Origin of the sequence: Allosediminivita pacifica (assembly GCF_003054175.1) — a bacterium.
GTDB lineage: Bacteria > Pseudomonadota > Alphaproteobacteria > Rhodobacterales > Rhodobacteraceae > Allosediminivita > Allosediminivita pacifica.
The window spans coordinates 24,634-47,984 of the sequence record NZ_QBKN01000014.1; the positions used below are offsets into that span (position 1 = coordinate 24,634).

Annotated in this window: 19 protein-coding genes and 1 tRNA gene; 9 read left to right on the forward strand and 11 right to left on the reverse strand. The window is 65.1% G+C overall.

Features of this window, described 5'->3' with window-relative positions:
• Positions 1–407 precede the first annotated feature (407 nt).
• Positions 408–1,814 carry a type I glutamate--ammonia ligase gene (gene glnA, locus C8N44_RS12115; RefSeq protein ID WP_107976875.1) on the reverse strand — a complete coding sequence of 469 codons (1,407 nt, stop codon included), beginning with the start codon at positions 1,812–1,814 and terminating at the stop codon, positions 408–410.
• A gap of 54 nt (positions 1,815–1,868) precedes the next feature.
• Entirely contained in the window at positions 1,869–2,207 is a 339-nt protein-coding gene (locus C8N44_RS12120; RefSeq protein ID WP_107976877.1) for a P-II family nitrogen regulator, read from the reverse strand.
• Positions 2,208–2,376: 169 nt separating this feature from the next.
• Here C8N44_RS12120 and C8N44_RS12125 point away from each other — a divergent pair, with 169 nt between their 5' ends.
• The 4 genes from C8N44_RS12125 (at position 2,377) to C8N44_RS23385 (ending at position 5,136) form a co-directional block, all read left to right on the forward strand.
• A complete protein-coding gene (locus tag C8N44_RS12125) occupies positions 2,377–3,876 on the forward strand; it encodes an NAD(P)H-hydrate dehydratase (RefSeq protein ID WP_107976880.1) in 1,500 nt (499 codons plus the stop codon).
• Positions 3,877–3,964: 88 nt separating this feature from the next.
• Positions 3,965–4,048 (forward strand) — tRNA-Leu (locus tag C8N44_RS12130).
• 608 nt (positions 4,049–4,656) lie between these two features.
• Positions 4,657–4,860, forward strand: a complete 204-nt coding sequence (locus tag C8N44_RS12135; protein WP_107976882.1) for a hypothetical protein — start codon at positions 4,657–4,659, stop codon at positions 4,858–4,860.
• 138 nt (positions 4,861–4,998) lie between these two features.
• Positions 4,999–5,136, forward strand: coding sequence for a hypothetical protein (locus C8N44_RS23385; RefSeq protein WP_158274048.1), 138 nt, complete (start codon positions 4,999–5,001; stop codon positions 5,134–5,136).
• A gap of 227 nt (positions 5,137–5,363) precedes the next feature.
• Here C8N44_RS23385 and C8N44_RS12140 read toward each other — a convergent pair whose 3' ends face one another.
• The 7 genes from C8N44_RS12140 to C8N44_RS12170 form a co-directional block, all read right to left on the reverse strand.
• Complete coding sequence (locus tag C8N44_RS12140; protein ID WP_107976884.1) at positions 5,364–7,133, reverse strand: IlvD/Edd family dehydratase; 1,770 nt, start codon at positions 7,131–7,133, stop codon at positions 5,364–5,366.
• Positions 7,130–8,296 (reverse strand): fumarylacetoacetate hydrolase family protein, encoded by a 1,167-nt coding sequence (locus C8N44_RS12145; protein WP_107976886.1) that lies wholly within the window; start codon positions 8,294–8,296, stop codon positions 7,130–7,132. Before C8N44_RS12145 ends, C8N44_RS12140 begins: the two co-directional genes overlap by 4 nt.
• Before the next feature lie 108 nt (positions 8,297–8,404).
• On the reverse strand, positions 8,405–9,130 hold the full coding sequence (locus C8N44_RS12150; RefSeq protein ID WP_107976888.1) for a FadR/GntR family transcriptional regulator: 726 nt from the start codon (positions 9,128–9,130) through the stop codon (positions 8,405–8,407).
• A gap of 28 nt (positions 9,131–9,158) precedes the next feature.
• Positions 9,159–10,469 (reverse strand): TRAP transporter large permease, encoded by a 1,311-nt coding sequence (locus tag C8N44_RS12155; RefSeq protein WP_107976890.1) that lies wholly within the window; start codon positions 10,467–10,469, stop codon positions 9,159–9,161.
• Positions 10,470–10,471: 2 nt separating this feature from the next.
• Complete coding sequence (locus tag C8N44_RS12160) at positions 10,472–11,050, reverse strand: TRAP transporter small permease subunit (RefSeq protein ID WP_107976892.1); 579 nt, start codon at positions 11,048–11,050, stop codon at positions 10,472–10,474.
• An 81-nt stretch (positions 11,051–11,131) separates the two neighbouring features.
• Complete coding sequence (locus C8N44_RS12165) at positions 11,132–12,157, reverse strand: TRAP transporter substrate-binding protein (RefSeq protein WP_107976894.1); 1,026 nt, start codon at positions 12,155–12,157, stop codon at positions 11,132–11,134.
• Between the two features lie 420 nt (positions 12,158–12,577).
• Entirely contained in the window at positions 12,578–12,763 is a 186-nt protein-coding gene (locus C8N44_RS12170) for an ATP-binding protein (RefSeq protein WP_107976896.1), read from the reverse strand.
• A gap of 657 nt (positions 12,764–13,420) precedes the next feature.
• On the opposite strand from C8N44_RS12170, the gene C8N44_RS12175 reads away from it, so the two are divergent.
• From C8N44_RS12175 to C8N44_RS12185, 3 genes are all read left to right on the forward strand, one after another.
• The gene (locus tag C8N44_RS12175; RefSeq protein WP_107976898.1) at positions 13,421–14,416 is read left to right on the forward strand and encodes a GNAT family N-acetyltransferase; all 996 of its coding nucleotides are present in this window, start codon (positions 13,421–13,423) and stop codon (positions 14,414–14,416) included.
• A 262-nt stretch (positions 14,417–14,678) separates the two neighbouring features.
• On the forward strand, positions 14,679–16,754 hold the full coding sequence (locus C8N44_RS12180; RefSeq protein ID WP_107976900.1) for a TonB-dependent siderophore receptor: 2,076 nt from the start codon (positions 14,679–14,681) through the stop codon (positions 16,752–16,754).
• The gene (locus C8N44_RS12185; protein WP_107976902.1) at positions 16,754–17,968 is read left to right on the forward strand and encodes an MFS transporter; all 1,215 of its coding nucleotides are present in this window, start codon (positions 16,754–16,756) and stop codon (positions 17,966–17,968) included. Before C8N44_RS12180 ends, C8N44_RS12185 begins: the two co-directional genes overlap by 1 nt.
• 7 nt (positions 17,969–17,975) lie before the next feature.
• On the opposite strand, the gene C8N44_RS12190 is transcribed toward C8N44_RS12185, so the two are convergent.
• On the reverse strand, positions 17,976–19,160 hold the full coding sequence (locus tag C8N44_RS12190) for an MFS transporter (protein WP_107976904.1): 1,185 nt from the start codon (positions 19,158–19,160) through the stop codon (positions 17,976–17,978).
• A gap of 241 nt (positions 19,161–19,401) precedes the next feature.
• Here C8N44_RS12190 and C8N44_RS12195 point away from each other — a divergent pair, with 241 nt between their 5' ends.
• Positions 19,402–20,040, forward strand: coding sequence for a TetR/AcrR family transcriptional regulator (locus tag C8N44_RS12195; protein ID WP_107976907.1), 639 nt, complete (start codon positions 19,402–19,404; stop codon positions 20,038–20,040).
• A gap of 50 nt (positions 20,041–20,090) precedes the next feature.
• On the opposite strand, the gene C8N44_RS12200 is transcribed toward C8N44_RS12195, so the two are convergent.
• A complete protein-coding gene (locus tag C8N44_RS12200; RefSeq protein ID WP_107976909.1) occupies positions 20,091–21,644 on the reverse strand; it encodes an alkaline phosphatase D family protein in 1,554 nt (517 codons plus the stop codon).
• Positions 21,645–21,872: 228 nt separating this feature from the next.
• Here C8N44_RS12200 and tig point away from each other — a divergent pair, with 228 nt between their 5' ends.
• Positions 21,873–23,204, forward strand: a complete 1,332-nt coding sequence (gene tig / locus C8N44_RS12205; protein WP_107976911.1) for a trigger factor — start codon at positions 21,873–21,875, stop codon at positions 23,202–23,204.
• Positions 23,205–23,351: the final 147 nt, after the last annotated feature.

The following is a 23,351-nucleotide window of genomic DNA, read 5'->3' on the forward strand; positions in this document are numbered from 1 at the left end:
GTCATTCGGGATCCAACGCGCATCGATCCACTTCAATCGTGGTATCGGGAGAAAGGTGACCCAGATCGGTGGTTGGCACAAGAAGGACCAATGTATCGCAGCCGGATACTGGCGGCGCTCTCACCAGAGCTTCCCCGCGGACGATGGTGCGAAATTGGCCCGAGATCTAGATTGGCATTCGACAGTCAGCACCTGCTGCGCGCCCAGAGCAGCTTCGCGCCAATAGCCCGCGCGCCGCGGGACACTCTTAACAGTTGGTTAACGCCAGCTTACTAACCCATTGATTCATATAGAGTGCGAGGATGTCCCGGCCCGGGACATCCGATTGTCCCGCGGGTCAGGGGCCAATCCCACGAAAAAAGGGACGCCCGAAGGCGCCCCTCTCTTCACTGTCCCGATGGGAAAGATCAGCAGCTGTAGTACATGCCGAACTCGACCGGGTGCGGCGTGTGTTCGAAGAGTTCGATCTCTTCCATTTTCAGATCGATGTAGCCTTCGATCTGGTCTTTCGTGAACACGTCGCCGGCCAGAAGGAACTCGTGGTCGGCCTTCAGGCTGTCCATGGCTTCGCGCAGCGAGCCGCAGACGGTCGGGATCCCTTCGAGCTCTTCCGGCGGAAGGTCGTAGAGGTTCTTGTCCATCGCCTCGCCCGGGTCGATCTTGTTCTTGATGCCGTCGAGACCGGCCATCAGGAGTGCGGCGAAGCACAGGTAGGGGTTTGCCGACGGATCGGGGAAGCGGGCCTCGACGCGCTTGGCCTTGGGGCTCTCCGTCCACGGAATACGCACGCAGCCCGAGCGGTTGCGGGCCGAGTAGGCGCGCAGGACCGGGGCTTCGAAGCCGGGGATCAGGCGCTTGTAGGAGTTGGTGGACGGGTTGGTGAAGGCGTTGAGGGTCTTGGCGTGCTTCAGGATGCCGCCGATGAACCACAGGGCCTCGTCGCTGAGGTCGGCGTACTTGTCGCCGGCGAAGAGCGGCTTGCCGTCCTTCCAGATCGACATGTTCACGTGCATGCCGGTGCCGTTGTCGCCGTAGATCGGCTTCGGCATGAAGGTCGCCGACTTACCGTAGGCCTCGGCCACGTTATGGATGACGTACTTGTACTTCTGCAGCTGGTCACCCTGATCGGTGAGGCTCGAGAAAATCAGGCCAAGCTCGTGCTGGCACGACGCCACCTCGTGGTGGTGTTTGTCGACCTTCATGCCCATGCGCTTCATGGTCGACAGCATTTCCGAGCGAATATCCTGGCCGTGGTCGACCGGGTTCACCGGGAAGTAGCCGCCCTTGATGCCGGGACGGTGGCCGGTGTTGCCGACTTCGTACTCAGTGTCAGTGTTCCAAGCCGCGTCGAGCGCGTCAACCTCGTAGGACACCTTGTTCATGGTGTTCGAGTAGCGGACATCGTCGAAGATGAAGAACTCGGCCTCGGGGCCGAAGAAGGCCGCGTCACCGATGCCGGAGGACTTCAGGTAGGCCTCGGCCAGCAGCGCCGTGCCGCGCGGGTCGCGGTTGTAGGGCTCGTTGGTATCGGGCTCGACCACGGTGCAGTGCAGGCAGATGGTCTTCTCGGCGTAGAAGGGGTCGATGTAGACACTCTCGGTGTCCGGAAGAAGCTTCATGTCGGAAGCCTCGATCGATTTCCAGCCGGCGATCGAGGAGCCGTCGAACATGAAACCTTCGTCAAGGAAATCCTCGTCGACTTGGTCCGCCATCACCGTCACGTGCTGCAGCTTGCCGCGCGGGTCCGTGAAGCGGATGTCGACGTAGGCGACGTCCTCGTCCTTGATCAATTTGAGAACTGCGTCCTTGCTCATTCTCTACTTCCCTTTCTGCATATTGTTAGGGCGTAACTTTGCGGCGGCCTTGGCTCAGAGAGCGTCCGAGCCCGTCTCGCCGGTACGAATTCGGATGGCCTGCTCGACGGGGCTCACGAAAATCTTGCCGTCACCGATCTTGTCGGTCTTGGCTGCGGCCACGATAGCCTCGACTGCGGCCTCGACCTGATCGTCGTCAAGCACGACCTCGATCTTCACCTTTGGAAGGAAATCGACAACGTATTCTGCACCCCGATACAACTCGGTGTGCCCTTTCTGGCGGCCGAAACCCTTCACCTCCACGACGGAAAGACCTTGAATGCCGGCTTCTTGCAGCCCCTCTTTCACTTCGTCGAGCTTGAATGGCTTGATGATCGCTTCGATCTTTTTCATGCCCCAGTCCCTCCTCATCCGGATCGTTGGACCCTTGGAGAACACTTCTGCGTTGGAGCCACAATCCGATAGGGTCGGCCAAGCCGTGCAGGCCTTGCCGGAAAATTAGGCGAGTTCAAAAATTGGGCAGTGCGGGCAAAATGTGTGCAGAACTGAATCGAGGGGCTTCATGACCGAACTTCTGACCGCCGAGCAGATGCGATCGACAGAGGGTAGCGCGATCCGGACCGGCGAGGTTTCGGGGGCGATGCTGATGATGCGGGCCGGCCAGGGCGTGGTCGGCGCCGTGGCCGAGGCCTGGCCCGAGCTCGAGAACGGCGTGCGCCGGGCCGTTGTCCTGTGCGGCCCCGGAAACAACGGCGGCGACGGGTTCGTGGTGGCGCGGCTCATGCATGCGCGCGGATGGGCCGTGGATCTCTATCTCTACGGCGATGCCGACAAGCTCCCGCCCGATGCTCGCGCGAACCACGATCTCTGGGCCGCCTTGGGCGAGGTATTTCCCCTGACCGGCAAGACGGAGCCGGGCGAGGCGGACCTGCTGGTCGATGCGCTCTTCGGGACCGGGCTGACGCGGCCGGTAGACCTGCCGCTCGACAGCTACGAGGCGCCCCGCGTGGTCGCCGTCGACATGCCCTCGGGCCTCTGCAGCGACAGCGGGCGTGTGATCGGCGATCTGGCCATGGCCGCCGATCTCACCGTGACGTTCCACAGCCTCAAACCCGGGCACGTGTTGGCCGAGGGGCCGGCGCACTGCGGGGTGATCGACATCGTCGATATCGGCCTCGAGGACACTGAGGCGCCCTCCGACGGCCATGTCACGCTGGTCGATCTTCCCGAGGGCGCGCTCGGCAAGGCCGGGGGGCACAAGTATGTCAGTGGGCACGCGCTTGTCCTGACCGGCGGATCCGGGCGGACCGGCGCGGCCCGGATGGCCGCGCGGGCTGCGCTGCGAAGCGGGGCAGGGCTGGTCACGCTCGGCGTGCCCGGATCCGCACAGCAGGAGATCGCCTGCCAGGTTACGGCCGAGATGCTGTGGCGCGTGGACGGGGCCGCCGACCTCGAGTCGGTGCTCGAGGATGACAGGCTCAACGCGCTCTGCATCGGCCCGGGCCTGGGCGCCGAACGGGCGGCAGAGCTGGTGCCGGTTGCGGCCAAGGCGGGCCGGGCGCTGGTGCTTGATGCCGACGGCATCACGGGGTTCTCGGAGACGCCCGAGGAGCTTTTCAAGCTGCTGCACGACAACTGCGTGCTGACCCCACACGACGGAGAATTTGCGCGTGTGTTCCCGGACCTCGGCGAGCGCCTGAATGGCCCGCTGAAGGAAGGCCCGGGATTTTCGCGCATCGATGCGGCGCGGATCGCGGCGGCGCGGGCCGGGGCGGTTGTGCTGCTGAAAGGCCCCGACACGGTGATCGCGGCGCCCGACGGCCGCGTGGCGGTGCATGCCGCGACAGGCGAAAGGGCCGCGCCCTGGCTCGCGACAGCGGGCGCCGGGGATGTCCTCGCGGGTCTCATCTGCGGGCTCATGGCGCGCGGCATGGAGGGCTTCGAGGCGGCGCAGGCGGCGGCCTGGCTGCACGTCGAGGCGGCGCTCATGTTCGGGCCGGGCCTGATCGCCACGGACCTGCCCGAGATGCTGCCGGAGGTCTTCTTCGAGCTGGGCCTGTGACGCGCGGAGAGGGGATTTTTCCCCTACCGCTGGCCCCGAGGCTTTGCTAGAGAGCCGTTCGAGCCGGGTGCCTCGCACCCGGCCGTGTGCGGGTGTGGCGGAATTGGTAGACGCACCAGATTTAGGTTCTGGCGCCTCAGGCGTGGGGGTTCAAGTCCCTCCACCCGCACCATGTTGATTTCAAGGAAAACTCCTAAAGCAGCGATCTCGTACCCCGACCGATCGGTCGAGTTTCGCACTTCGTTAGCACTTTCCCATCTCGTTTTCGCTATGTTCCAGATGGTCTTTGCCCTCTTGGAGGAGGTCGCTTTCCGGTTCGCCTAGGCGGTAGATTTCTGAACTATCGAGAGTGTCTAATGGTCATTCACGGCTTGGAGTCGCGCATATCAACGCCCGCGTCGGCCAGCTGGGTCGCCGCGGTGTATCGCAACCCATCAGGCACTAGACGATCCTTCCCGGAGAGGACGCTGTGAATCCTCATAGGCCCAGGTTCTGCAACAACGCCTCGCGAGGCTGAAGAAGGTCTTCGCCACGGCCGACAACGTCGACGGACGCTTTGTCTGGACAACTGGGGTGGTGGTGCGACCCTGGGTGAAGCGGGCTTACGAAGCGGGAACAGTGCGCGGACCGATTAGCAGGTTCAGCGCTAGCTGACTGAGCGCGACCTGACGGCCTCGAGATGGCCCGGAGCTACAATGACACGGCCAACAACCAGAACAACCTGAAGATTAAAACGGGACTGAAAGGCTCAAGGGCACCCTGCGCCTCTTAACCAACGTCATGTGGTTCACCGGCATGTGTCAGGCCGAGGTCTGGAACTGGTTCCTGATGGTCGCGCTGGTCGACATCACATGCAGCCCCTGGCTGATTTGGATGACCGAGCGCAACCCGGTCATGGCGGTGAACGAAAACGTGCTGATGCCGGTAGATCAGGCGCGGCCATCACGGGGGATTCCGTCGGCGTGGCGGTCTGGAACGCCTTGAACAAGAGCGGTGCCCCAAGCGATCTGGCTATCCGCAACTCCAAGACCAAGAACCCGAACTCCAACCGCAATGCCGACTGGCGGATGCAGATACTCAAGGACATCCCAACGTGCCAGCTTCGATGAGCGCTTTGAGGGCATGAAACTGAAACTCTACGCCTTCCGGCATTCCTTCGTGAGGCCGGCAAAGCCTGCCATGGAGCTCCACGCGGCCGCCGCGCTGACCGGTTATACCGCCAAGAGCACCCTGCACGTCTACGGCGCGCGCAACCAGTGACGGGAGGCGGGAAGCCGCAGGTCACGCATGAGGCGCGACTTGCTGCCTTCCCCCGGATCCGATCTACACCCAGATGATCCGTCGGACATGGGTGGGAGAGATGGTGCTGGCCCCGACGCCCAGCCGGAATGAGAAAACTGTCCAAATAAATTCGCGACCTATCCTTCCGCGGCGGCATGGCCAACATGCACCGTGATCTGAAGGGCGGGGGGTGCTCGCCCAAACCCTCAGTGGTTGTGCCTTGGAAGGGTCCGCGCGATCCGGTGGAAGCCCTTGGCCGACCGCAGCCCCGCCCCGTCACTGAGCTGCGAGGCCTCCTGCCGGAAGATCTTCTGCCAGGGCGTCTGCGAGACGGGAACCTGCGGCTGCGTCTCCTGCCTGCGTCGGTTCAACTCTGCCTCGTCGAGGAGCATGTCGCAGCGCCCGGAATTGAGATCGATTCGGATCGTGTCGCCGGTCTGCAGGACGGCAAGCCCGCCGCCATCCGCACTTTCGGGCGAGGCGTGGACAATCGAAGGGCTGTCCGAGGTGCCCGACTGCCGACCGTCACCGATGGTCGGCAGGCTGGAAATCCCGGCGCGGATCAGCCGGTCGGGTGGCTGCATGTTCACCACCTCCGCGGCGCCGGGCCAGCCAAGCGGACCCGATCCGCGAATGACCAGGATCGAGCGCTCGTCGATCTCCAGCGCGGGATCGTTGATCCGGGCGTGGTAATCCTCGGAACCGTCGAAGACCACCGCTTGCCCCTCGAAGCAGTTCTCCTGGCCGGGCTCCGACAGGAACCGGCGGCGGAAGTCCTCGGAAATCACGCTGGTCTTCATGATCGCGAAATCGAAGAGATTCCCCGAAAGCACCCTGAACCCCGCGCGCTCCATCAGTGGCGTGTTGTAGGCCCGGATGACCTCCCGGTCCCTGGCCTCGCGGCCCTTCAGGTTCTCGCCGATGGTCTGACCGGTGACGGTCGCACAGCCTGTCTCCAGCACGCCTGCCTCGGCAAGCTCCCACATGATCGCGGGCACGCCGCCCGCGCGGTGGAACCGCTCCGACAGGAAGCGCCCGGCGGGCTGCACGTCCGCCAGAAGCGGGATGTCGTAGCCGTGGATCTGCCAGTCCTCGTGGCGCAACTCAACGCCCGCAGCCTCGGCGATGGCGGCAAGATGCGGCTGCGCGTTGGTCGACCCGCCGATTGCCGCATTCACCCGAACCGCGTTCAGGATCGCGTCGCGCGTCAGGATCTTCGACGGCAGCAGGTCTTCCTCGACAAGCTCCACCGCACGCTTGCCGGTACGATAGGCCATCTGGCCGCGCTCGCGGTAGGCGGCGGGAATGGCCGCGCACCCGGTGAGCGACAGTCCTATGGCCTCGGCCAGGGCGTTCAGCGTCGAGGCGGTGCCCATGGTGTTGCAATGGCCGATGGAGGGCGCGGATTCGAGCGCCGCCTCCAGGAATTGCGCCCGGTCGATTTCGCCCGCGGCATAGCGGCGGCGCGATTTCCAGATGACCGTGCCAGAGCCCGACAGCCGCCCCTCGTGGACCGAGTCGAGCATGGCGCCACCAGACAGCACAATGGCCGGGATATCGACCGTCGCCGCCGCCATGATCGCCGCCGGCGTGGTCTTGTCACAGCCGGTGGTCAGCACGACCCCGTCCAGCGGATAGCCGTGCAGCAGTTCCACCAGCCCGAGATACGCCAGGTTGCGGTCCAGCGCCGCCGTGGGACGGCGGCAGTTTTCAAAGATCGGATGGGTGGGAAACTCGATGGGAATTCCACCCGCATCGCGGATCCCGTCCCGCACCCGCTTGGCCAGGTCGATGTGATGGCGGTTGCAGGGCGACAGGTCGCTGCCCGACTGCGCGATGCCGATGATCGGGCGCCCCTCGGTCAGCTCCTCGGGCGTCAGCCCGTAGTTCATGAAGCGCTCGAGGTAGAGCGCCGTCATGTCGGCGTGATCCGGGTTGTCGAACCAATCCTGGCTTCTCAGACGCCGCTTGCTCATTTCAGCACTCCCCTTGCCGCGAGATTGCGCATCAAGGCGCCGGTTCCGAAGGTCCAGGGCGCCACCTCGTCACAGGGCTGCACCCGGTTCACAAGCCGCCCGAGCCCGGCCGAGAACACCGAGACCACATCCCCCGCCTTGTGGGTAAAGCCCATCCCTGCCCCGTCACGGTCCTGCGTCGGCGCGAACATCGTGCCAAGATAAAGCACCGCGCCGTCCGGATACTGGTGCGTGTCGTTCAGAAGCTGCCCCGCCAGATCGGCGGGCTGGCGCGAAATCTGGCTCATGTCGGAATGATCGGAGAGTTCGAAACCGTCCTCTCCGGTGACCTCCAGCCCCACGCGCAGGGTGCTAAGCCCCTCGAGCGTGAAGGCTTCGTCGAAGATACGGATGAACGGCCCCAGCGACGCCGAGGCGTTGTTGTCCTTGGCCTTGCCCAGAAGCAGCGCGGAGCGCCCCTCGAAATCCCGCAGGTTCACGTCGTTGCCAAGCATCGCGCCACGGATTTGTCCGCGCGAATTGATCGCAAGCGCGACCTCGGGTTCGGGGTTGTTCCATTGCGACCGGGGATGCACGCCGATCTGCGCGCCGCACCCGACAGCCGACATCGGCTGCGCCTTGGTGAATAACTCGGCATCCGGGCCGATGCCCACCTCCAGGTACTGGGACCAAAGCCCTGCCTCCTGCAGGTGCGCCTTCACCTCCGCCGCCTTGTCAGAACCCGGCACCAGCCCGCGGAGGCTTCCGCCAAGGATTTCGGCAAGCTCGTCCCGGATCGACTCGGCCAGCGCCGGATCGCCCTTGGCGCGTTCCTCGATCACCCGTTCGACCATGGAGCCGGCAAAGGTCACGCCCGCCGCCTTGATCGCCTGCAGATCGCAAGGCGCCAGCAAGGCCCCGAACCGGCCCCTGCCATCCGCGTCGAGATAATCGTCGAGCGCCCCGAGGGACGGCCCGCCGTCGCGCAGCGCCCCAGCCAGATCCTCGATCTCCAGAAGCTCCGACATCGTCGGGGCCACGTGCGTGAGGTCCAGAACTTGCCCCTCCCGGATCAGCACCGGACAGGGCCCGTTCGCGGCATTCGACCAGACCCGGCCAAGGAGGATGGCGCCCGCGTCCTCGGGCAGGATGTCATTGGCGGTCAGTGCCACTGGCTTCGTCATCGTAAGTCTCTCACTCTTGTTCAAAGTCGGCCGCGCGACCTCCCGCCGCCAGTTGCGCCCGAAGGCGCCGTCTTCCGCACGGGCCGGACGTGCCTTGGCCCGGCCGTTTCAGTGCCCCGCCTCGGCCACGCCCGAGGCCTTGGGAAACGTCGCAAGCCCCTGTTTGAGATGCGTGCGCATGAGGTATTGAAAGGCCAGATGGTCCGCGGCCTCGACTGCCCGCACGATCGCATCGTGCTCCATGGAGGTTTCCCCCTCGATGATCCTGAGCGTCTTGCCGTGCTGCATGATCCGCAGGATCACCGGTTTCATGATCCCGTAGACATCCAGGATCGACCGGTTCCCGGTCAGCGAGATCAGCTTGGTGTGGAACTCGAAATCGAACTCAGATGCCTCGACGATGCTGTCCGCCCGCACCATCCGCTGGTTGATCTCGCGCAGCTCGGCCAGATCCTCCGCTTCGACGGCATGGAATACGGAGAGCGCGATGCCCATCTCGATTAGTTCGCGAAACCCCTGGATATCCTGGAAGGTTTGGCGCGAGATCTCGGCCACGTTGAACGAGAAGATGTCCAGTGCGCGGTTCATCCGCTGGTCGATGATCGTTGCACCTACCTTGGGCCGCACGTCCACGATGCCATAGGCTTTCAGCATCCGCATCGCCTCGCGCACGGTGTTGCGGCTGATCGCGAACCGATCGCAAAGTTCGCGCTCGGTCGGAAGCCTGTCGCCCACGGTCAGCCCGTCGGCATCGATCAGGGCGCGGATCTGATCCACCACCTGATCGACAGCCGATCCGCCACCAGCATCTTCGGTTATATCGTCCAATGTCACGCCCCGACTCTTCTCGTCACGATACCCCTCATACCGGCCAGGTGGCGATCGGCGGGAAGAACAGTATCGTCGCCAGCACGATCATCTGAAGGGCGATGAAGGGAAGAAGCGCCATGTAGATGTGCTTCAGCGTGATCTCCTTCGGCGCGACACTCTTGAGGTAGAAGGCGGCGGGCCCGAAGGGCGGTGTCAGGTAGGACACCTGCATGTTCACCGCGAAAAGGATGCCGAACCAGATCGGGTCGTAGCCAAGTTGCACGACGATGGGCACGAAGATCGGCAGGGTCAGCAGCGCGATCCCGATCCAGTCGAGGAACATGCCCAGCACCAGCAGGATCAGCATCATGACCATGATGATCACCACTGGTGCCGCGTCGATCCCCAGGATCGTCTGCGCGACGAAGCGGTTGCCGCCCATCAGGTTGTAGACCCCCACCAGCACGGCCGCGGCGATGCCGATCCAGATGATCATGCCGCAGGTTTCCAAGGTATGTACGAGGCTGTCCTGCAACATCTTGAACGTCAGCTCACGCCGCAGGATCGCGATGATCAGCACTGCCGAGACGCCCATGGCCGCCGCCTCGGTGATCGAGGCGATGCCGCCGTAGATCGAGCCCAGCACGACAAAGACGATGAACAGCGGGGCCGCTAACGCGCGAAGCGCCGAAAAGACGGATTCCTCCGCCGCTTCCTCGCGCGACATCGGCGGGCCAAGCTGCGGGTTGCGCCAACACAGGAACAGGACATAGGCCACGTAGAACCCCAGCAGCAGCAGCGCAGGCGCGATCGCGGCTATGAAAAGGTCGGCGATGGAGGTGTTGGCCACCAGCCCGTAGATGATGAGCACGATGGAGGGCGGCATCATCGTCCCCAGCGACCCGCCGGCACAGACCACCCCGATGGACAGCTTGCGGTCATAGCCCAGCCGCAACATCTGCGGCAGCGCCAGGATGCCCAGCAAGACAATCTCGCCGCCGATCACGCCCGACATGGCCGCCATCAGGATCGCGACGATCAGTGTCTGGACGGCGACGCCCCCGGGCAGGCGCCCGGCCAGGATGCGCATCCCGTTGAACAGCGACTTCGCAATGCCCGACCGGTCCAGCAGCGCGGCCATCAGGATGAACATCGGGATGGCGATAAGGGAGTATTCCGTAATGAAGCCGAAGATCCGCGAGGTCACCAGCGGCAGGGCCATGGGGCCGAACCAGCCGAAGGTGAAGATGAGCGCGACAAGGCCCGTCACCCATGCCAGCGGCTGCCCGGTCAGAAGCAGGACGAAGATCGCCCCGACAAGCAGGTAGGACCCGTATTCGATACCGATTGCACTGAGATCCATGGTCACCGCTCCCCGTTGGTTGCACGGTCGTCGGAGGTATCGCGCCTCAGGGCCGCGATCAGGTGAAAGCAGGTCTGCACGAACATCACCGCCACGCAGATCAGTACCAGCAGCTTCAGCAGCGCCGGTGTCGGCGGGTTCCACGAGGTCCCCGTCCCTTCCAGATGCAGCTCGCCGCCCGGCGTGAACCAGGATTTGCCCACCATGACCCAGCTCGCGTAGGTCAGGCCCGCGAAGAAGATCAGCGCGATCACAGAGTTGATGATATCGAGCACACGCTTCCGCCGCGGCCTGACGGAATCGTAGATCATCCGCACCCGGATGTGCTTGTCGCGCGCCAGCGCAACCGGGCCGCCGATCAGGAAAATCGCGGCAATCAGGAACCCCGTCGTCTCGTGCGCCCAGAATGTCGGACTGTTGAAGACGTACCGCGCGAAAACCTCGATGACGGTGATCAGGAAGGCCACGAAGATCCCCCAGGCCAGGATCTTGGTGGATCTGGAAACTGCACGATCCAGCCCGGTGCGGATCTCGTCGTTCTCGCCTTCCACTGTGTCTGTAGTGCCGCCTTGGCCGGCCATTTTGGCGCTCCTCCTGCCTGTCGTGGTCGCGCCCGGCCGATGGCCAGCCGGGCGCGGTAGGCTGCCTTTTCCCTCAGCGGATCAGAGCAGATTTCGCCCCTTGAGGTAGGAGGTCACGGCATCGTAGTAGCGTTGCGTCATCTCGCTCTTCTCGGCCCAGTTCTGCCATTCCTCCTGCGCGATGCGGCGGAACTTGGCGCGCTCGTCACCCGACCAGTTGATGATCTCGATCTCCGGGTTCTCCCGGGCCTCCTCGACGGCGGCCGCGTCGAGTTCCCGGACAGAGTAGATGTGATCGAAGGCGAACTGCGTGACCGAGACCTTCAGAATCCCCTTCAGGTCGTCCGGCAGGCCATCCCAGGTCGCCTTGTTCATCGAAATGTCGATGAGCGGCAGCGAGTGGAACCCGGGGTAGAGCGGATAGGGCGCGATGTCGTTCATGCCCAGCGACTGGTTCGTGGCAAAGACGGTGTTGTCCGCGGCATCCACCACGCCCTTGTCGAGCGCAGAGAAGATCTCGGACCCTGGCAGCGACACCGGCGAGGCCCCGGCCTTCGAGAAGATCTCGTAGACCATGCCCTCGGGGGCCCGCAGCTTCACGCCCTCCAGGTCCTCTACCGACCGGATCGGCACGCGCGAGACGAAGGCCTCCGGCTCGGTCGCCGCGGCGCCGATGAACTGCACGCCGTAGGGCTCGACCAGTTCGGCATAAAGCTCGTTGCCGCCGCCGCTTTCCATGAAGCCCAGAAGCTCGAACGGATCGCTCCATGCACCGACGAGGTTGCCCATCATCGCGAAAGCTGGATCCTTGCCCGCGAAATAGCTGGGATCGGTCAAGTGACCCTGCAGGATCCCAGCCCCGACCGCCTCGAGCGTGTCGGTATGGGGCACGACGGCGCCGATGGGCAGGATCTCGATCTCGATCCTGCCCTCGGACAGCGTGCCGACATTGTCAGCCCATTTCTGCTTGTTGACGAACCCGGGCTCGCCCGCGGTTTCCGATGTCTGGAATGTCCAGTTGTAGTCTTGCGCCACGGCGGCGCTGGCAAGGCCGAAAGCCGCAAACGACACTGCCGCCAAGCCGGCAAACCTCTTGATGAAAGTCATGGTGTCCTCCCTCAGATCCAAATCCAGGCCCGGTTCATCTCCTCCAGAGAACCAGGCGGGGCTGTCCGCCCCTCTGGTAGGACAAATAAGGCATGGGTCGAGATCAAGATCAATCTTCGATACTTGCGGAGAGCAGATTTCCTCTGCAAAAACCGTAAACAAAGGATAATTCACGAGACTATCTCGCAGTCTCCAGCTCGGGCACGGGACGGCGAGGGGGGTACTCGATTCTGGCCCTACAATATGAATGCTTTCGGCCATCCGCGGCGCGAATAGTCGTTTTCCTTTTTCGCAGTTTCTGGGGATCTTTACAGAAGCGTAGCCGAAAGGCTTGGTTCGCGATGAGTTAAGCGGAATCGCGTGTGAACCGGGATCGAGAGCTGACCCACCTTGGACTACGCTGAGCGGGTCATGTTTGGGTCAAGACTCGGCTTCCCTTCCTTTATGCGTTGCTGCAGTCGCGCTGTTATTGACGCGGAATCTGTCGTTTCCGGTTTCGAAGAATTGGCAGCGATGGGTCAGCCGATTGACGAGCACGATGGTCATCTTGGCGTCACCGAACACTGTGGTCCACTCGCCGAACCTGAGGTTCGTGTTGATGATCACGCTGGTAGCGCCGCACGGGCTGGGGGCTCATGGTCTGTCGGCCCACCGAGCCCGGACCGGGTCAGCCAGCGCGCTATCGTCGAGTGCGGCGGGTCCAGCTTGCGGGCAATGACCGCGCCAGTCAGTCGCAACCGCTGACGCAGCCAGCCGATCAGAACGAGTACGCGCTGTGGCAGCCGGTGCGCTGACCCGGCGTTGTAAGCTCGAACGGTTCTGAAGCGCCGCAGGTTAGCCCTCGCGGAGCCGAGCCAGCCACCTGCGCACCTTGCGGACGGAAGCGCCAAAGGCCTGCGCCACCTCGGCAGCGATTTGACCGCACGGCGACACGTGCGACGCATCTGTCGATGCGGGCATCGGCGTCCTGCAGACCGCCTAGGACACGCACGAGGCCGCGGACATAGTTGCCGATCTCGCGAACGGGCTCCGGTCCTCCCTGAGCGTCGCCTCGAAGCTTGGCGGCGTGCTCGGGCCCTCGCCGCCTTCGGACCGGTCCCCGGGAGGGTGTCCCGGGCCGGGACATCTTTGTGCATCATATAAATCAATGACTTACAGGGGACACTTTAACCGCTTGTTAGGCTAGTCCCGGGACAGGGCCTCCTTTTGCAGCCATTCGGGGCGTGCCAGTGTGTCTCGGGGAAGGTGCCCCGGAGGACTGCCATGACCGTCTCGATTCGCCCTGCAAATCCCGACGATATTGAAGCCATGACCGAACTCATGGTGGGCGACGCCCGGATCCGCGCCGGTCGCGAGCCGGTGCTTTGGAAACTCAAGGCCGACCCCGCCGGTGCTGTGGGCGCAGCCCTGCGTGCTGCAATGGAGGCCGAGGCGCCACCATTCCGACAGCAATGGCTTCTGGCCGAGAACGATGGCTCGGTCGTGGGGGTGGTACACAGCATCCTCCTGCCCGTGCCGCCAATCTATGCCGGGCGGTTCGGACCGCCGGGGCTGATCATGGAAGACAGCGCGGTTTCGGACAACGCACCGGAAGACACGCCACAGGCCTTGCTGGAAGCGGCCGAGCGCGACCTGCACGAGGCGGGGGCCGAGGTGCTCCTGGCCTCTTCGGTACCGGGTGGCGACTGGGAGAGGGTGCACGAGACCGCGGGCTACGCGCCGCTGACGCTCTATCTCGCCCGGAGCAGCCTGCGCGAGTCCGAGGCGCCGGAGGGCGTGCGTCGCGCTACGGAGGCGGACATCCCGGGCATCGTGGCGCGCAGCGCCGAGCATCGCGACATCCTGCATGGTCTGGAAGATTTCTGGGAAACGCACCCGGATGCGGATGCGCGCTTCGGGGCGTGGATGAAGAAAAGTTTGACGCTGGCTGATCGCGACATGTTCGTCGCCGCGCGCGGCGTGGAAGTCGACGGCTACCTGGTCACGCAGCCTGCGACGCCGCTGCATTTCCCCTACGCCCATGACATCGCAACGACCGGTTTCGTCGATGACTTCTATCACGTTGCCCTGTCCGACCCCGGTGCAGACCCCGGCATTGCCAGCGCGGCTGATGGGCTTTTCGTGAGGGGCGAGACGGCGCTGAACGCGCGGGGCAACGCGGCGATGCTGATCGTCTGCCCGGCGGCCTGGCAGTCCAAGCGGGCCATGCTGGAACGCCTCGGGCATGGGGTTGTGCTGGTCTGGCGCATCCGCCGCTGACCGCGGTCTGACATGCAGGCAACGGTGCGGAAGCCGCGTTGCGCTTGCCGTGCAGGCCGCCTTGCGTAACCCGACTGTTTCTGTCAGCGGTATTGTCGAAGCAAGCTTTCCAGGCCAGCCAACACATATCGAATTCCGGTGATCGGGCCCGCAGGCGGCGGCGCCCGCGGTGCGTGTTGGCCTTGCCTGGGGGCGCCTTCCGTCTGCCGCGTGCTGCGTCCTCGCGGCCCCACGCCGGAGCAGACAGGAGTTGCCAGTCGTGATGAAACGAGGTTTTGTGATCGCCGCGGCGATCGGTGTGGGGCTGCCTGCGGCCGCGCAGGAGGGGGGCGCGGTCGATCTGGGCACGCTCGTGCTTGAATCGGAGAGCAACACCACGCTCGTGCAGGAAGGCTACGTCGCCCAAAGCGGCCGCCAGGCCACCAAGGTGGATACCGACGTGAAGCTGATCCCGCAGAACATCAGCGTCGTGACGCAGGACCAGATCGAGGATCAGGCGCCGCGCACGCTGCTGGAAACCGTGGGCTATTCCAGCGGCACCACCGTGTCGAACTTTGCCTTCGACACCCGCTACGATGCGATCTACCTGCGCGGATTTCCGGCCTACTACACCGGTCTCTTCCGAGACGGACTGCGCCAGTACAACGGGCCGTCCGCATGGTTCCGCAACGATCCCTACAGCTACGAGGGGGTCGCGCTGCTCAAGGGCCCGTCGTCGTCGCTCTACGGTGTGAGCGGGCCCGGTGGCCTCGTGAACGTGGTCAGCAAGCGCCCGCTGGAGTACACCTTCCGCGAGATCAAGGTGACCACGGGCACCGATGACCGCAAGGAAATGGCCTTCGACTTTTCCGGGCCGGTGGATGAAGAGGGGCGCTTCAAGTACCGCCTGACGGGGCTCGTGCGCAATTCGGGCACGCCGCTCGAGGGCTATCCCGATGACAAGGTGATGATCGCGCCGAGCTTCACCTACGAACTGACGGACCGGACCACCTTCACTTTCCTGGGCGAATACACCGAGGCGACGGTGGGTGGCACCGCATCCTACTACAATGACGGGCCAGGATCGGTGTCGCGGCGCTACAACGGCGATCCCGACTACAACGATTTCGATCAGACCCAGTGGCGCGTGGGATACGAACTGGCGCACGAGCTGACCGATAGCGTCACACTGCGCCAGAAGCTGCGCTATGCCGAAGTTGAAGCGGATCTGGAGTATTCCGGGTTCTACGAGGTCACCGATACGCCCGGCTTCTTCCGGTACTGGGGGCACTACCTCGAGGATCTCGAGGTGTTTACCGTCGACAACACCGCCGAGTTCCAGTTGGCCACGGGGAGTGTGTCTCACGAGGTCGTTGTCGGGCTCGACTATACCGAGGCGATCTACGATGCCTATTCGACCGGGACGCAATACGTGTCGGCTGCAGCCACCGACGCCATGGATCCGCCCTACGCCGGCGGGCAGGAGACGGAGCAATGGGGCATCTACCTGCACGACCAGGTGACGCGCGGGCCGCTGAAGGCCTTCCTGAGCGCGCGCTACGACTGGGTGGAGACGACGTCGATCGCGGCGGACCGCAGTGAAACCGACACGGATGACGAGGCCTTCTCGGGGCGTGTCGCGCTGTCCTACGAGTTCGGGAATGGCGTGACGCCCTTCGCCAACTACGCCACCTCCTTCTCGCCGAACATCGGGCGCGTCTACGAGGATCCGGCTGTCGATGAGAGCAGCCCGGCCGAGCCTACGCTGGCGCGGCAGGCCGAGGTCGGCGTGAAGTACCGCCTTCCGGGCACCGAAAGCCTGATCACCGCCTCGCTCTTCGACATCCGGCAGGAAGACGGCGTGGTGCTGGATGCTTCGGCAGGGGAAAACCGGCAGGTGCAGCAGGACATGCATTCGCGGGGCTTCGAGATCGAGGCGCAGGCGAGCTATGCCAGCGGGCTGAATTTGACGGGCAGCTTTACCCGGACCTTCGTCGAGATCGAGGAAGGTGCCGAGGGGACAGAGGGCAACTTCCTGTCATCGATCCCGGAGAACCAGGCCTCGGTCTGGGCCTTCTACGCGCCCGAGAGCGGTCCTCTGAAGGGCATCGGGTTCGGTGGCGGGCTACGCTATGTCGGCGAAAGCTGGGGTGATGATGCGAACACCTATCGCAACGACGACAGGGTGTTTGCGGATCTCGCGGCGTCCTACGACTTCGGGCGGCACGGGTTCGACGGGATGCAGTTGCAGGTGAACGTGAAGAACGTCTTCGACGACACCAGCCAGACCTGCACGGCGGACTACTGCTATCGCTATGAGGGCCGGACGGCGACGGCCAGCCTGCGGTACCGCTTCTGATGGCGGGGACGGCCCGGGGCACGCTGCCGGTGGTTGGGGCCATCGGCGGGGTCTACGTCGCGCAAAGCGTGATCGGGGGGCTGACGTGGTCGGGCCTTCCGGGCGTTCTGCGGGCGCAGGGGCTGCCGCTGGACCGGATTGGCCTCCTGTCGTTGCTGGTGCTGCCCTGGGCGCTGAAGTTCCTCTGGGCGCCGGCGGTGGAGCGCTACCGGCTGCCCGCCTCGGGGCGCAACCGCTCGGCCGAGGTGGTGCTGATCGGCGGGCTGGTGTCGGTCTGCGGGCTGACGCTGGCGGGGCTGGTGGGGCCGGTGCCGGTCGTGGCGGTTTTGGCGCTGTTGTTCGGCGTGGCGCTGTCGACGGCCACGGTGGACATCGCCTGCGACGGCTACGCCGTTGGCGCTTTGCAGGGTACGCAGTACGGCTGGGGCAACGCGGCGCAGGTGGGCGGGGCCTACGTGGGCTCGGCGCTGGGCGGCGGGGTGTTCCTGGTGCTGGTGGATCACTTCGGCTGGGGTCTGGGCGTCTGGACAATGGCAGGGGCGGTCTGCCTGCTGGGGCTGCCCTTCGTGCTGATGGCGCGGTCGGACGTCGCCGAGGAGCGCAGCCACATGCCGCGGCTGCGCAGTGCGCTTGCGCGGCCCGAGGTGCGCAGCGGGTTGCTGCTGGCGGCGCTTTACGTCGTTGCGCAGAAGACCGCGATGGGCATGGTCGGGCCGTTCTTTGTGGACGCGGGCTTCAGCCTGTCGGCGCTGGGCGTGCTGGGCGGCGCGGGGTCATTGGGGCTTGGCCTTGCAGGGGCGCTCTGCGGCGGCGCATTGGTGCGGCGTTTCGGGAGCCGGGTGGTGCTCGTTGGGGCGATCGCCGTTCAGGTCTGCCTGCTGGCGCTGGTGGCGCTGTCCTCGCTCGCCGCGTGGCTGACGCCGCAGGTGATCGCGCCCGTCGCCGTGGTCATCAGCCCGGCGATCATGGCACTGGGCTTCGTGGCGCTTTACGCGCTTTTCATGAAGTGGTCGGACCCGCGGCAGGCGGGCGTCGACTTTACCCTGTTCCAGTGCATGGACGGGGGCGTCAGCATGGTCTCGGGGAGTGCGGCGGGCTTCGTGGCCGAGCACTTCGGCTACGGCGTCTTCTTCGCCGTGGCGGCCGCGCTGGCGCTGGGCGCGATCCCGCTGGTGATGCGGGTGAGCCGGCCCGCGCAGCACGCGCGGGCCTGACCGGGTCTCAGGCGTAGGCCGGGTAGCGGCGTTCGCGGAAAAAGGCCACGGTCATGGCGCTGAGGCACACCATCAGGACCGCGACAATCGCGAAGGTCTCGGAGTATCCCACCGCCGCGATGATCGGTGCGCTGGCCAGCGGCGAGAGGAACTGGCCGAGGAAGATGCTCGTGGCGACCGCACCGGAGGCAAAGCCGCGCCGGTGCGCGGGCGCGACGTCCAGGACGATCGAGATCAGTGCCGGCATGACGAAGCCCACGGCCAGCCCCAGCAGCAGTGCGCCGACAAGCGCCATGGCAAGGTTGCCGGAGATCGCGAGCACGCCAAAGGCTGCGGCGTAGCCGAGATACCCGAGCGCGGGCGTCATGGCTCGACCGAGCCGCATGCGGACACGGCCGTAGAGCAGCGAGAAGATCCCGCCGGAAAGCATCATCACTGCCAGCAAGAGCGCCGCGGCCGTGGGCTCGGGATGCCCGATCGTGGCCAGGAAGTAGGGCGCCTGCGTCGGGATCAGGTAGAAGCAGACGAAGGTCAGGCCGCCCAGGGTGACAACGGCGATCAGCTTGGCCATCCAGCCTTCTTCGCCGTCGTCCGCAGGCATCTGGGCGCGCTCTTCCGCGGTCGGGCGCCTCGGTTCGGTCAGCGAGATCCAGAAGACGGGCAGGTAGACCAGCGCGATAAGGTAGATGGCGAAGGGAAAGAATGGCGACCGGTCGGCCAGCGCACCGGCGATCAGCAGGAAGACGAAGCCGCCGAGGTTGGTGGCAGCGATCTGGATGCCCATGAAGCGGCCGCGCATCGGGCCGTCGAAGTAGTCGCCGATGAGTGCGGTCTGGGCGGTCATGATGAAGGCCACGGCGATGCCGAGCATCATGCGGCTGACGAGGATGGCGGGGAGCGAGTCCAGCCAGAGCCCGGCGCTGCCGGTCAGCGCGAAGAGCACCACGCCGATCAGGAGTTGCCGGCGCTTGCCGAAGCGGTCGGCGAGGGCGCCGGCGAAGGGGGCGACTGCCGCGACCAGCAGGGCCGGCGCTGTCACAAGGAGCCGTACGATTAGAGCGGCGTTGGGCGTGCCATCGAAGGCCGCTTCGATCCCGGGCAGGGCGGGTGAAATGATGGAATTGGACAGGATCGTCAGGGTGGCGGCGAGCAGCAGCGCCACGACCCGTGCATCCTTGAACAAAGAGAGCATCTCGGAGGGCTTTCTCGATGAGCGGGGACACGGCGGGTGGCCCCGGTATTCCGGAAGGAGGCCGCCGGCGAAGCCCGGCGGGCACAGACGAACGAAGCACGCCGTCCGGTACCCGGGCGGCGTGCTTTGGCGATGTCCCGGCCCTGCGACGTCACGGCATCGCTGCGGGCTTGCGGGGCTGAAACTTACAACTTACATCACTGTGTAACTTGTAACTCCCCTTTCGTCAAGGAGGTCATTCATGCCCCGTACCGGACTGTCCGCGGACGAACTGCGCGAAAAGGCGATCGGCATCACGCTGGAAAAGGTCCGCCGCGACGGCTTCGGCAAGCTGCACCTGACCGAGGTGGCGCGCGAGCTCGACATCAGCCATGCCGCGCTCTACGCGCATTTCACCTGCAAGGCGGCGCTCAAGGATGCGGTCAAGGCGCGCTGGTTTGCCGAGGCCGAAGCGATGCTGACCGCCGAGGCGCAGGGCGCCGGCGCGCCGCGCGACCGCATCGAGCGCTGGTTCCTGAGGCGCTACGCGATGATCTCCGAACGGGCGGCGCTGGACGCAGAGCTTTACCGCACCTTCGATGCCGCGACCGCCCGGCGCAGCCCTGTGGTGGCTGGCTATCTGGAGCGTCTTCGCGATCAGCTTGCCGACCTGCTTGTCGAGGCGGGGCTCGGCGGCGCGGAGCCTGCCGCGGCGGCGGATTTCCTGCTCGACGCGATGGCGGCCTTTCACCACCCGAAGCTTGTCGTCGAGACAATCGGCGAGGACCGGACCCCGCGGCTGCGCCGGATCCTGGCGCATGTGCTTGACGGCATGTCGCGTGAGGCGGGGCAGGCCACGCCGTCGCCCACCGGTGTCGGACGGTTCGCCGCCTCGGCCTGAGCCGGAAGCCCGGGCCGGGGCGGCTACTTTTGCGCAGGGTCAGCGCGCCGTCAGGCGCGCTGCGGATCCAGAGTGATCGACCAGAGCTCGGTATCGGCCACATCCATCAGCCGCACGGTCATCTGCTCGGTATCGCCGTCGATGTCGACGAGGCCGAAGAACTGGAGGCCGGACGAGGGCGGCAGGTTGGCCTGACCCTCGGCAGGGGCCTTCACGAAGCGTTCCTCGGGGCCGAAGGTCATGTCGAGCGCGTTGGGCCCGAAGGTGCCCGCGTGCAGCGGGCCCGAGACGAATTCCCAGAACGGTTCGAAATCCTGGAATTGCGCCTTTTCGGGGTTGTAGTAGTGCGCCGCGGTGTAGTGCACGTCGGCGGTGAGCCAGACGGTGTTGCGGATGTTGGCCACCTTGATGAACCGCAGCAGCTCTGCGAATTCCAGCTCGCGGCCCTTGGGGGCGCCGCCGTCACCATTGGCCACGGCCTCGACGCCGGACTGGTCGGCCCAGTTGTCCCAGACCACCACACCGATGGGCATGTCGCAGGCGATGACCTTCCAGGTGGCGGTGGAATTGGCGAGTTCGCGCTTGAGCCAGGCGAGCTGCTCAGCGCCGAGCACACGGCTTTCCTCGGTGATCTCGCCCGACATGCCGTCGTTGTTGGGCCCGCGGTAGCTGCGCAGGTCGAGGAAGAAGATGTCGAGCATGGGGCCGTAGTTGATCTTGCGGTAGATCCGGCCCGGCTCGGCGGGGGTGTAGGAAATCGGCGTCAGTTCGTGAAAGGCGCGGGCCGAGCGGGCGGCCAGCAGGGCGATGTTCTTTTCGGTATAGGCGTCGCCCAGCACCTTGGAGGCGGACCAGTTGTTGGTCACCTCGTGGTCGTCCCACTGGTAGAAGGTCGGCACGGCGGCGCTGAGGGCGCGCACGTGTTCGTCCATCATGTTGTACTTCCACTGGCCGCGGAATTCGTCGAGAGTCTCGGCCACCTTGGACTTGGCCTCGGTCAGCACGGTGTTCTTGAAGGTGGCGCCGTCGGCGGCGGTCACCTCGTCCTCGTGCAGCGGGCCGTCGGCATAGATGGTGTCGCCGGAGTGGATGAAGAAATCGGGCTCGTGCTGGTGCATCGTCGCGTAGGTGCGCATGCCGGCCTCGTCGATGCCGTAGCCCTGGCCCGCGGTGTCGCCGGACCAGACGAAGCGCACGTCGCGGCGCGCGGTCGGCGCGGTGCGGAAGTGGCCGGTGACGGGATCGGAGATGGCGTTGACGTCCGACAGATCCTGCGCGGTGAAGCGGTAGAAGATGTCCTGGTCGGAGGGCAGGCCGTCGACCAGGCGCTTCACGGCGAAGTCGCTTTGCGGCAGTGCGTCCATCGGGGGCAGGCGGCGGGCGTTGGCGAAGTCTTCGGTGGTGGAGACTTCCATCATCACCTTGGCCGGGCGGTCGGTGCGGGTCCAGATCATGCCCGAGCCGGTGCGCACATCGCCGGACTGCACCCCGTGTTCGAAGATCGGGGCGGACTGGGCGCGCAGGATGGAGGGCGTTGCCAGTGCTGCGGTCATGGCGGTGCCGCTGGCAAGGAAGCGGCGGCGGGACAGGGTCATACGGGGCATGGATCTCTCACTCGGATGTTGCTGGAAGCTGCAAACGCCCGCAGGAGATCCGTCGCGGATGTAACGGCAGCGCGTGCGATATCTGACGGTTTGACGAAAGCTTTGTGACAGGTGCCTGCCGGGGCGCCCCGAATCCGCCTTGCACGAGCCGGACCCCTTGCATAGAAGACCCCAAATTCATCCGGGCGGCCCGAGTATGTCCGCCGAACCGCAATCACGAGGACTCGAATGCAGGTCACCGAGAAGCAGAACGAGGGTCTGAAACGGGCCTACGCGATCACCGTCACCGCCGACGAGCTGGACGCCAAGGTCAACGAAAAGCTGACCGAAGCCCAGCCCGAGATCGAGATGAAGGGCTTTCGCAAGGGCAAGGTGCCGATGGCGCTGCTGAAGAAGCAGTTCGGCGAGCGCCTGCTGGGCGAGTCGATGCAGGAAGCCATCGACGGTGCCATGAACGAGCACTTCGAGCAGACCGGCGACCGCCCCGCGGCCCAGCCCGAGGTCAAGATGACCAACGAGGAATGGAAGGCCGGCGACGACGTGCACGTCGAGATGAGCTACGAGGCGCTGCCCGACGTGCCGGATCTCGACTACTCGCAGATCGAAGTGGGCAAGATGACCGTGAAGGCAGATGACGCCGCGGTCGACGACGCGCTCAAGAGCCTTGCCGAGAACGCGCAGGACTTCGAGGACCGCGCCGAGGGCGAGGCTGCCCAGGACGGCGATCAGGTGGTCATCGACTTTGTCGGCAAGATCGACGGCGAGGCCTTCGAGGGCGGCGCTGCCGAGGATTACCCGCTGACGCTGGGCTCCAACAGCTTCATCCCCGGTTTCGAGGAGCAGCTGACGGGTGTGAAGGCCGGCGACGAGAAGGCCGTCGAGGTCAAGTTCCCCGAGGAATACGGCGCCGAGAACCTTGCCGGCAAGGACGCGGTCTTCGATGTGACCGTGAAGGCCGTGAAGGCGCCGAAGGCCGCCGAGGTCGACGACGAGCTGGCCAAGAAATACGGTGCCGAGGATCTCGAGTCTCTGAAGGGCCAGATCCGCGAGCGGCTGGAAGCCGAGTATGCCGGTGCTGCGCGTCAGGTGATGAAGCGCAACCTGCTCGACAAGCTGGACGAGATGGTGAGCTTCGAGCTGCCGCCGAGCCTTGTCGAGGCCGAGGCCAAGCAGATCGCGCACCAGCTCTACCACGACGAGCACCCGGACGATCACGGCCACGACCACGGCGAGATCGAGCCCACCGACGAGCACAAGAAGCTGGCCGAGCGCCGCGTGCGTCTTGGGCTGCTGCTGGCCGAGCTGGGTCAGAAGGCCGAGATCGAGGTGACCGACGCCGAGATGACGCAGGCGATCATGAACCAGGCACGGCAGTACCCGGGCCAGGAGCGCGCCTTCTTCGACTTCGTGCGCCAGAACCCGCAGATGCAGCAGCAGATGCGCGCGCCGATCTTCGAGGACAAGGTCATCGACCACATCGCCGAGCAGGCGACCGTGACCGAGACCGAGGTCACCAAGGAAGAGCTGGAAAAGGCGGTCGAGCAGCTCGACGAGGAGTGATCCCGCCGGATCCGGACGTAATGAGGGCCGCCCTTCGGGGCGGCCCTTTTTCTTTGCTCGGATGACGCGGGACAGGGGTGTCCCGGGCCGGGACATCCTTTCGGATAAGGGAAATCAATGGGTTAAGTAGGCTACTTAACCCTCTGT

Coding starts and splice junctions, on each gene's coding strand:
- glnA (WP_107976875.1), bottom strand. CDS start 1,814: ATGAGCAAGGACGCAGTTCTCAAATTGATCAAGGACGAGGACGTCGCC.
- C8N44_RS12120 (WP_107976877.1), bottom strand. CDS start 2,207: ATGAAAAAGATCGAAGCGATCATCAAGCCATTCAAGCTCGACGAAGTG.
- C8N44_RS12125 (WP_107976880.1), top strand. CDS start 2,377: ATGACCGAACTTCTGACCGCCGAGCAGATGCGATCGACAGAGGGTAGC.
- C8N44_RS12135 (WP_107976882.1), top strand. CDS start 4,657: ATGTGGTTCACCGGCATGTGTCAGGCCGAGGTCTGGAACTGGTTCCTG.
- C8N44_RS23385 (WP_158274048.1), top strand. CDS start 4,999: ATGAAACTGAAACTCTACGCCTTCCGGCATTCCTTCGTGAGGCCGGCA.
- C8N44_RS12140 (WP_107976884.1), bottom strand. CDS start 7,133: ATGAGCAAGCGGCGTCTGAGAAGCCAGGATTGGTTCGACAACCCGGAT.
- C8N44_RS12145 (WP_107976886.1), bottom strand. CDS start 8,296: ATGACGAAGCCAGTGGCACTGACCGCCAATGACATCCTGCCCGAGGAC.
- C8N44_RS12155 (WP_107976890.1), bottom strand. CDS start 10,469: ATGGATCTCAGTGCAATCGGTATCGAATACGGGTCCTACCTGCTTGTC.
- C8N44_RS12160 (WP_107976892.1), bottom strand. CDS start 11,050: ATGGCCGGCCAAGGCGGCACTACAGACACAGTGGAAGGCGAGAACGAC.
- C8N44_RS12165 (WP_107976894.1), bottom strand. CDS start 12,157: ATGACTTTCATCAAGAGGTTTGCCGGCTTGGCGGCAGTGTCGTTTGCG.
- C8N44_RS12175 (WP_107976898.1), top strand. CDS start 13,421: ATGACCGTCTCGATTCGCCCTGCAAATCCCGACGATATTGAAGCCATG.
- C8N44_RS12180 (WP_107976900.1), top strand. CDS start 14,679: ATGAAACGAGGTTTTGTGATCGCCGCGGCGATCGGTGTGGGGCTGCCT.
- C8N44_RS12185 (WP_107976902.1), top strand. CDS start 16,754: ATGGCGGGGACGGCCCGGGGCACGCTGCCGGTGGTTGGGGCCATCGGC.
- C8N44_RS12190 (WP_107976904.1), bottom strand. CDS start 19,160: ATGCTCTCTTTGTTCAAGGATGCACGGGTCGTGGCGCTGCTGCTCGCC.
- C8N44_RS12195 (WP_107976907.1), top strand. CDS start 19,402: ATGCCCCGTACCGGACTGTCCGCGGACGAACTGCGCGAAAAGGCGATC.
- C8N44_RS12200 (WP_107976909.1), bottom strand. CDS start 21,644: ATGCCCCGTATGACCCTGTCCCGCCGCCGCTTCCTTGCCAGCGGCACC.
- tig (WP_107976911.1), top strand. CDS start 21,873: ATGCAGGTCACCGAGAAGCAGAACGAGGGTCTGAAACGGGCCTACGCG.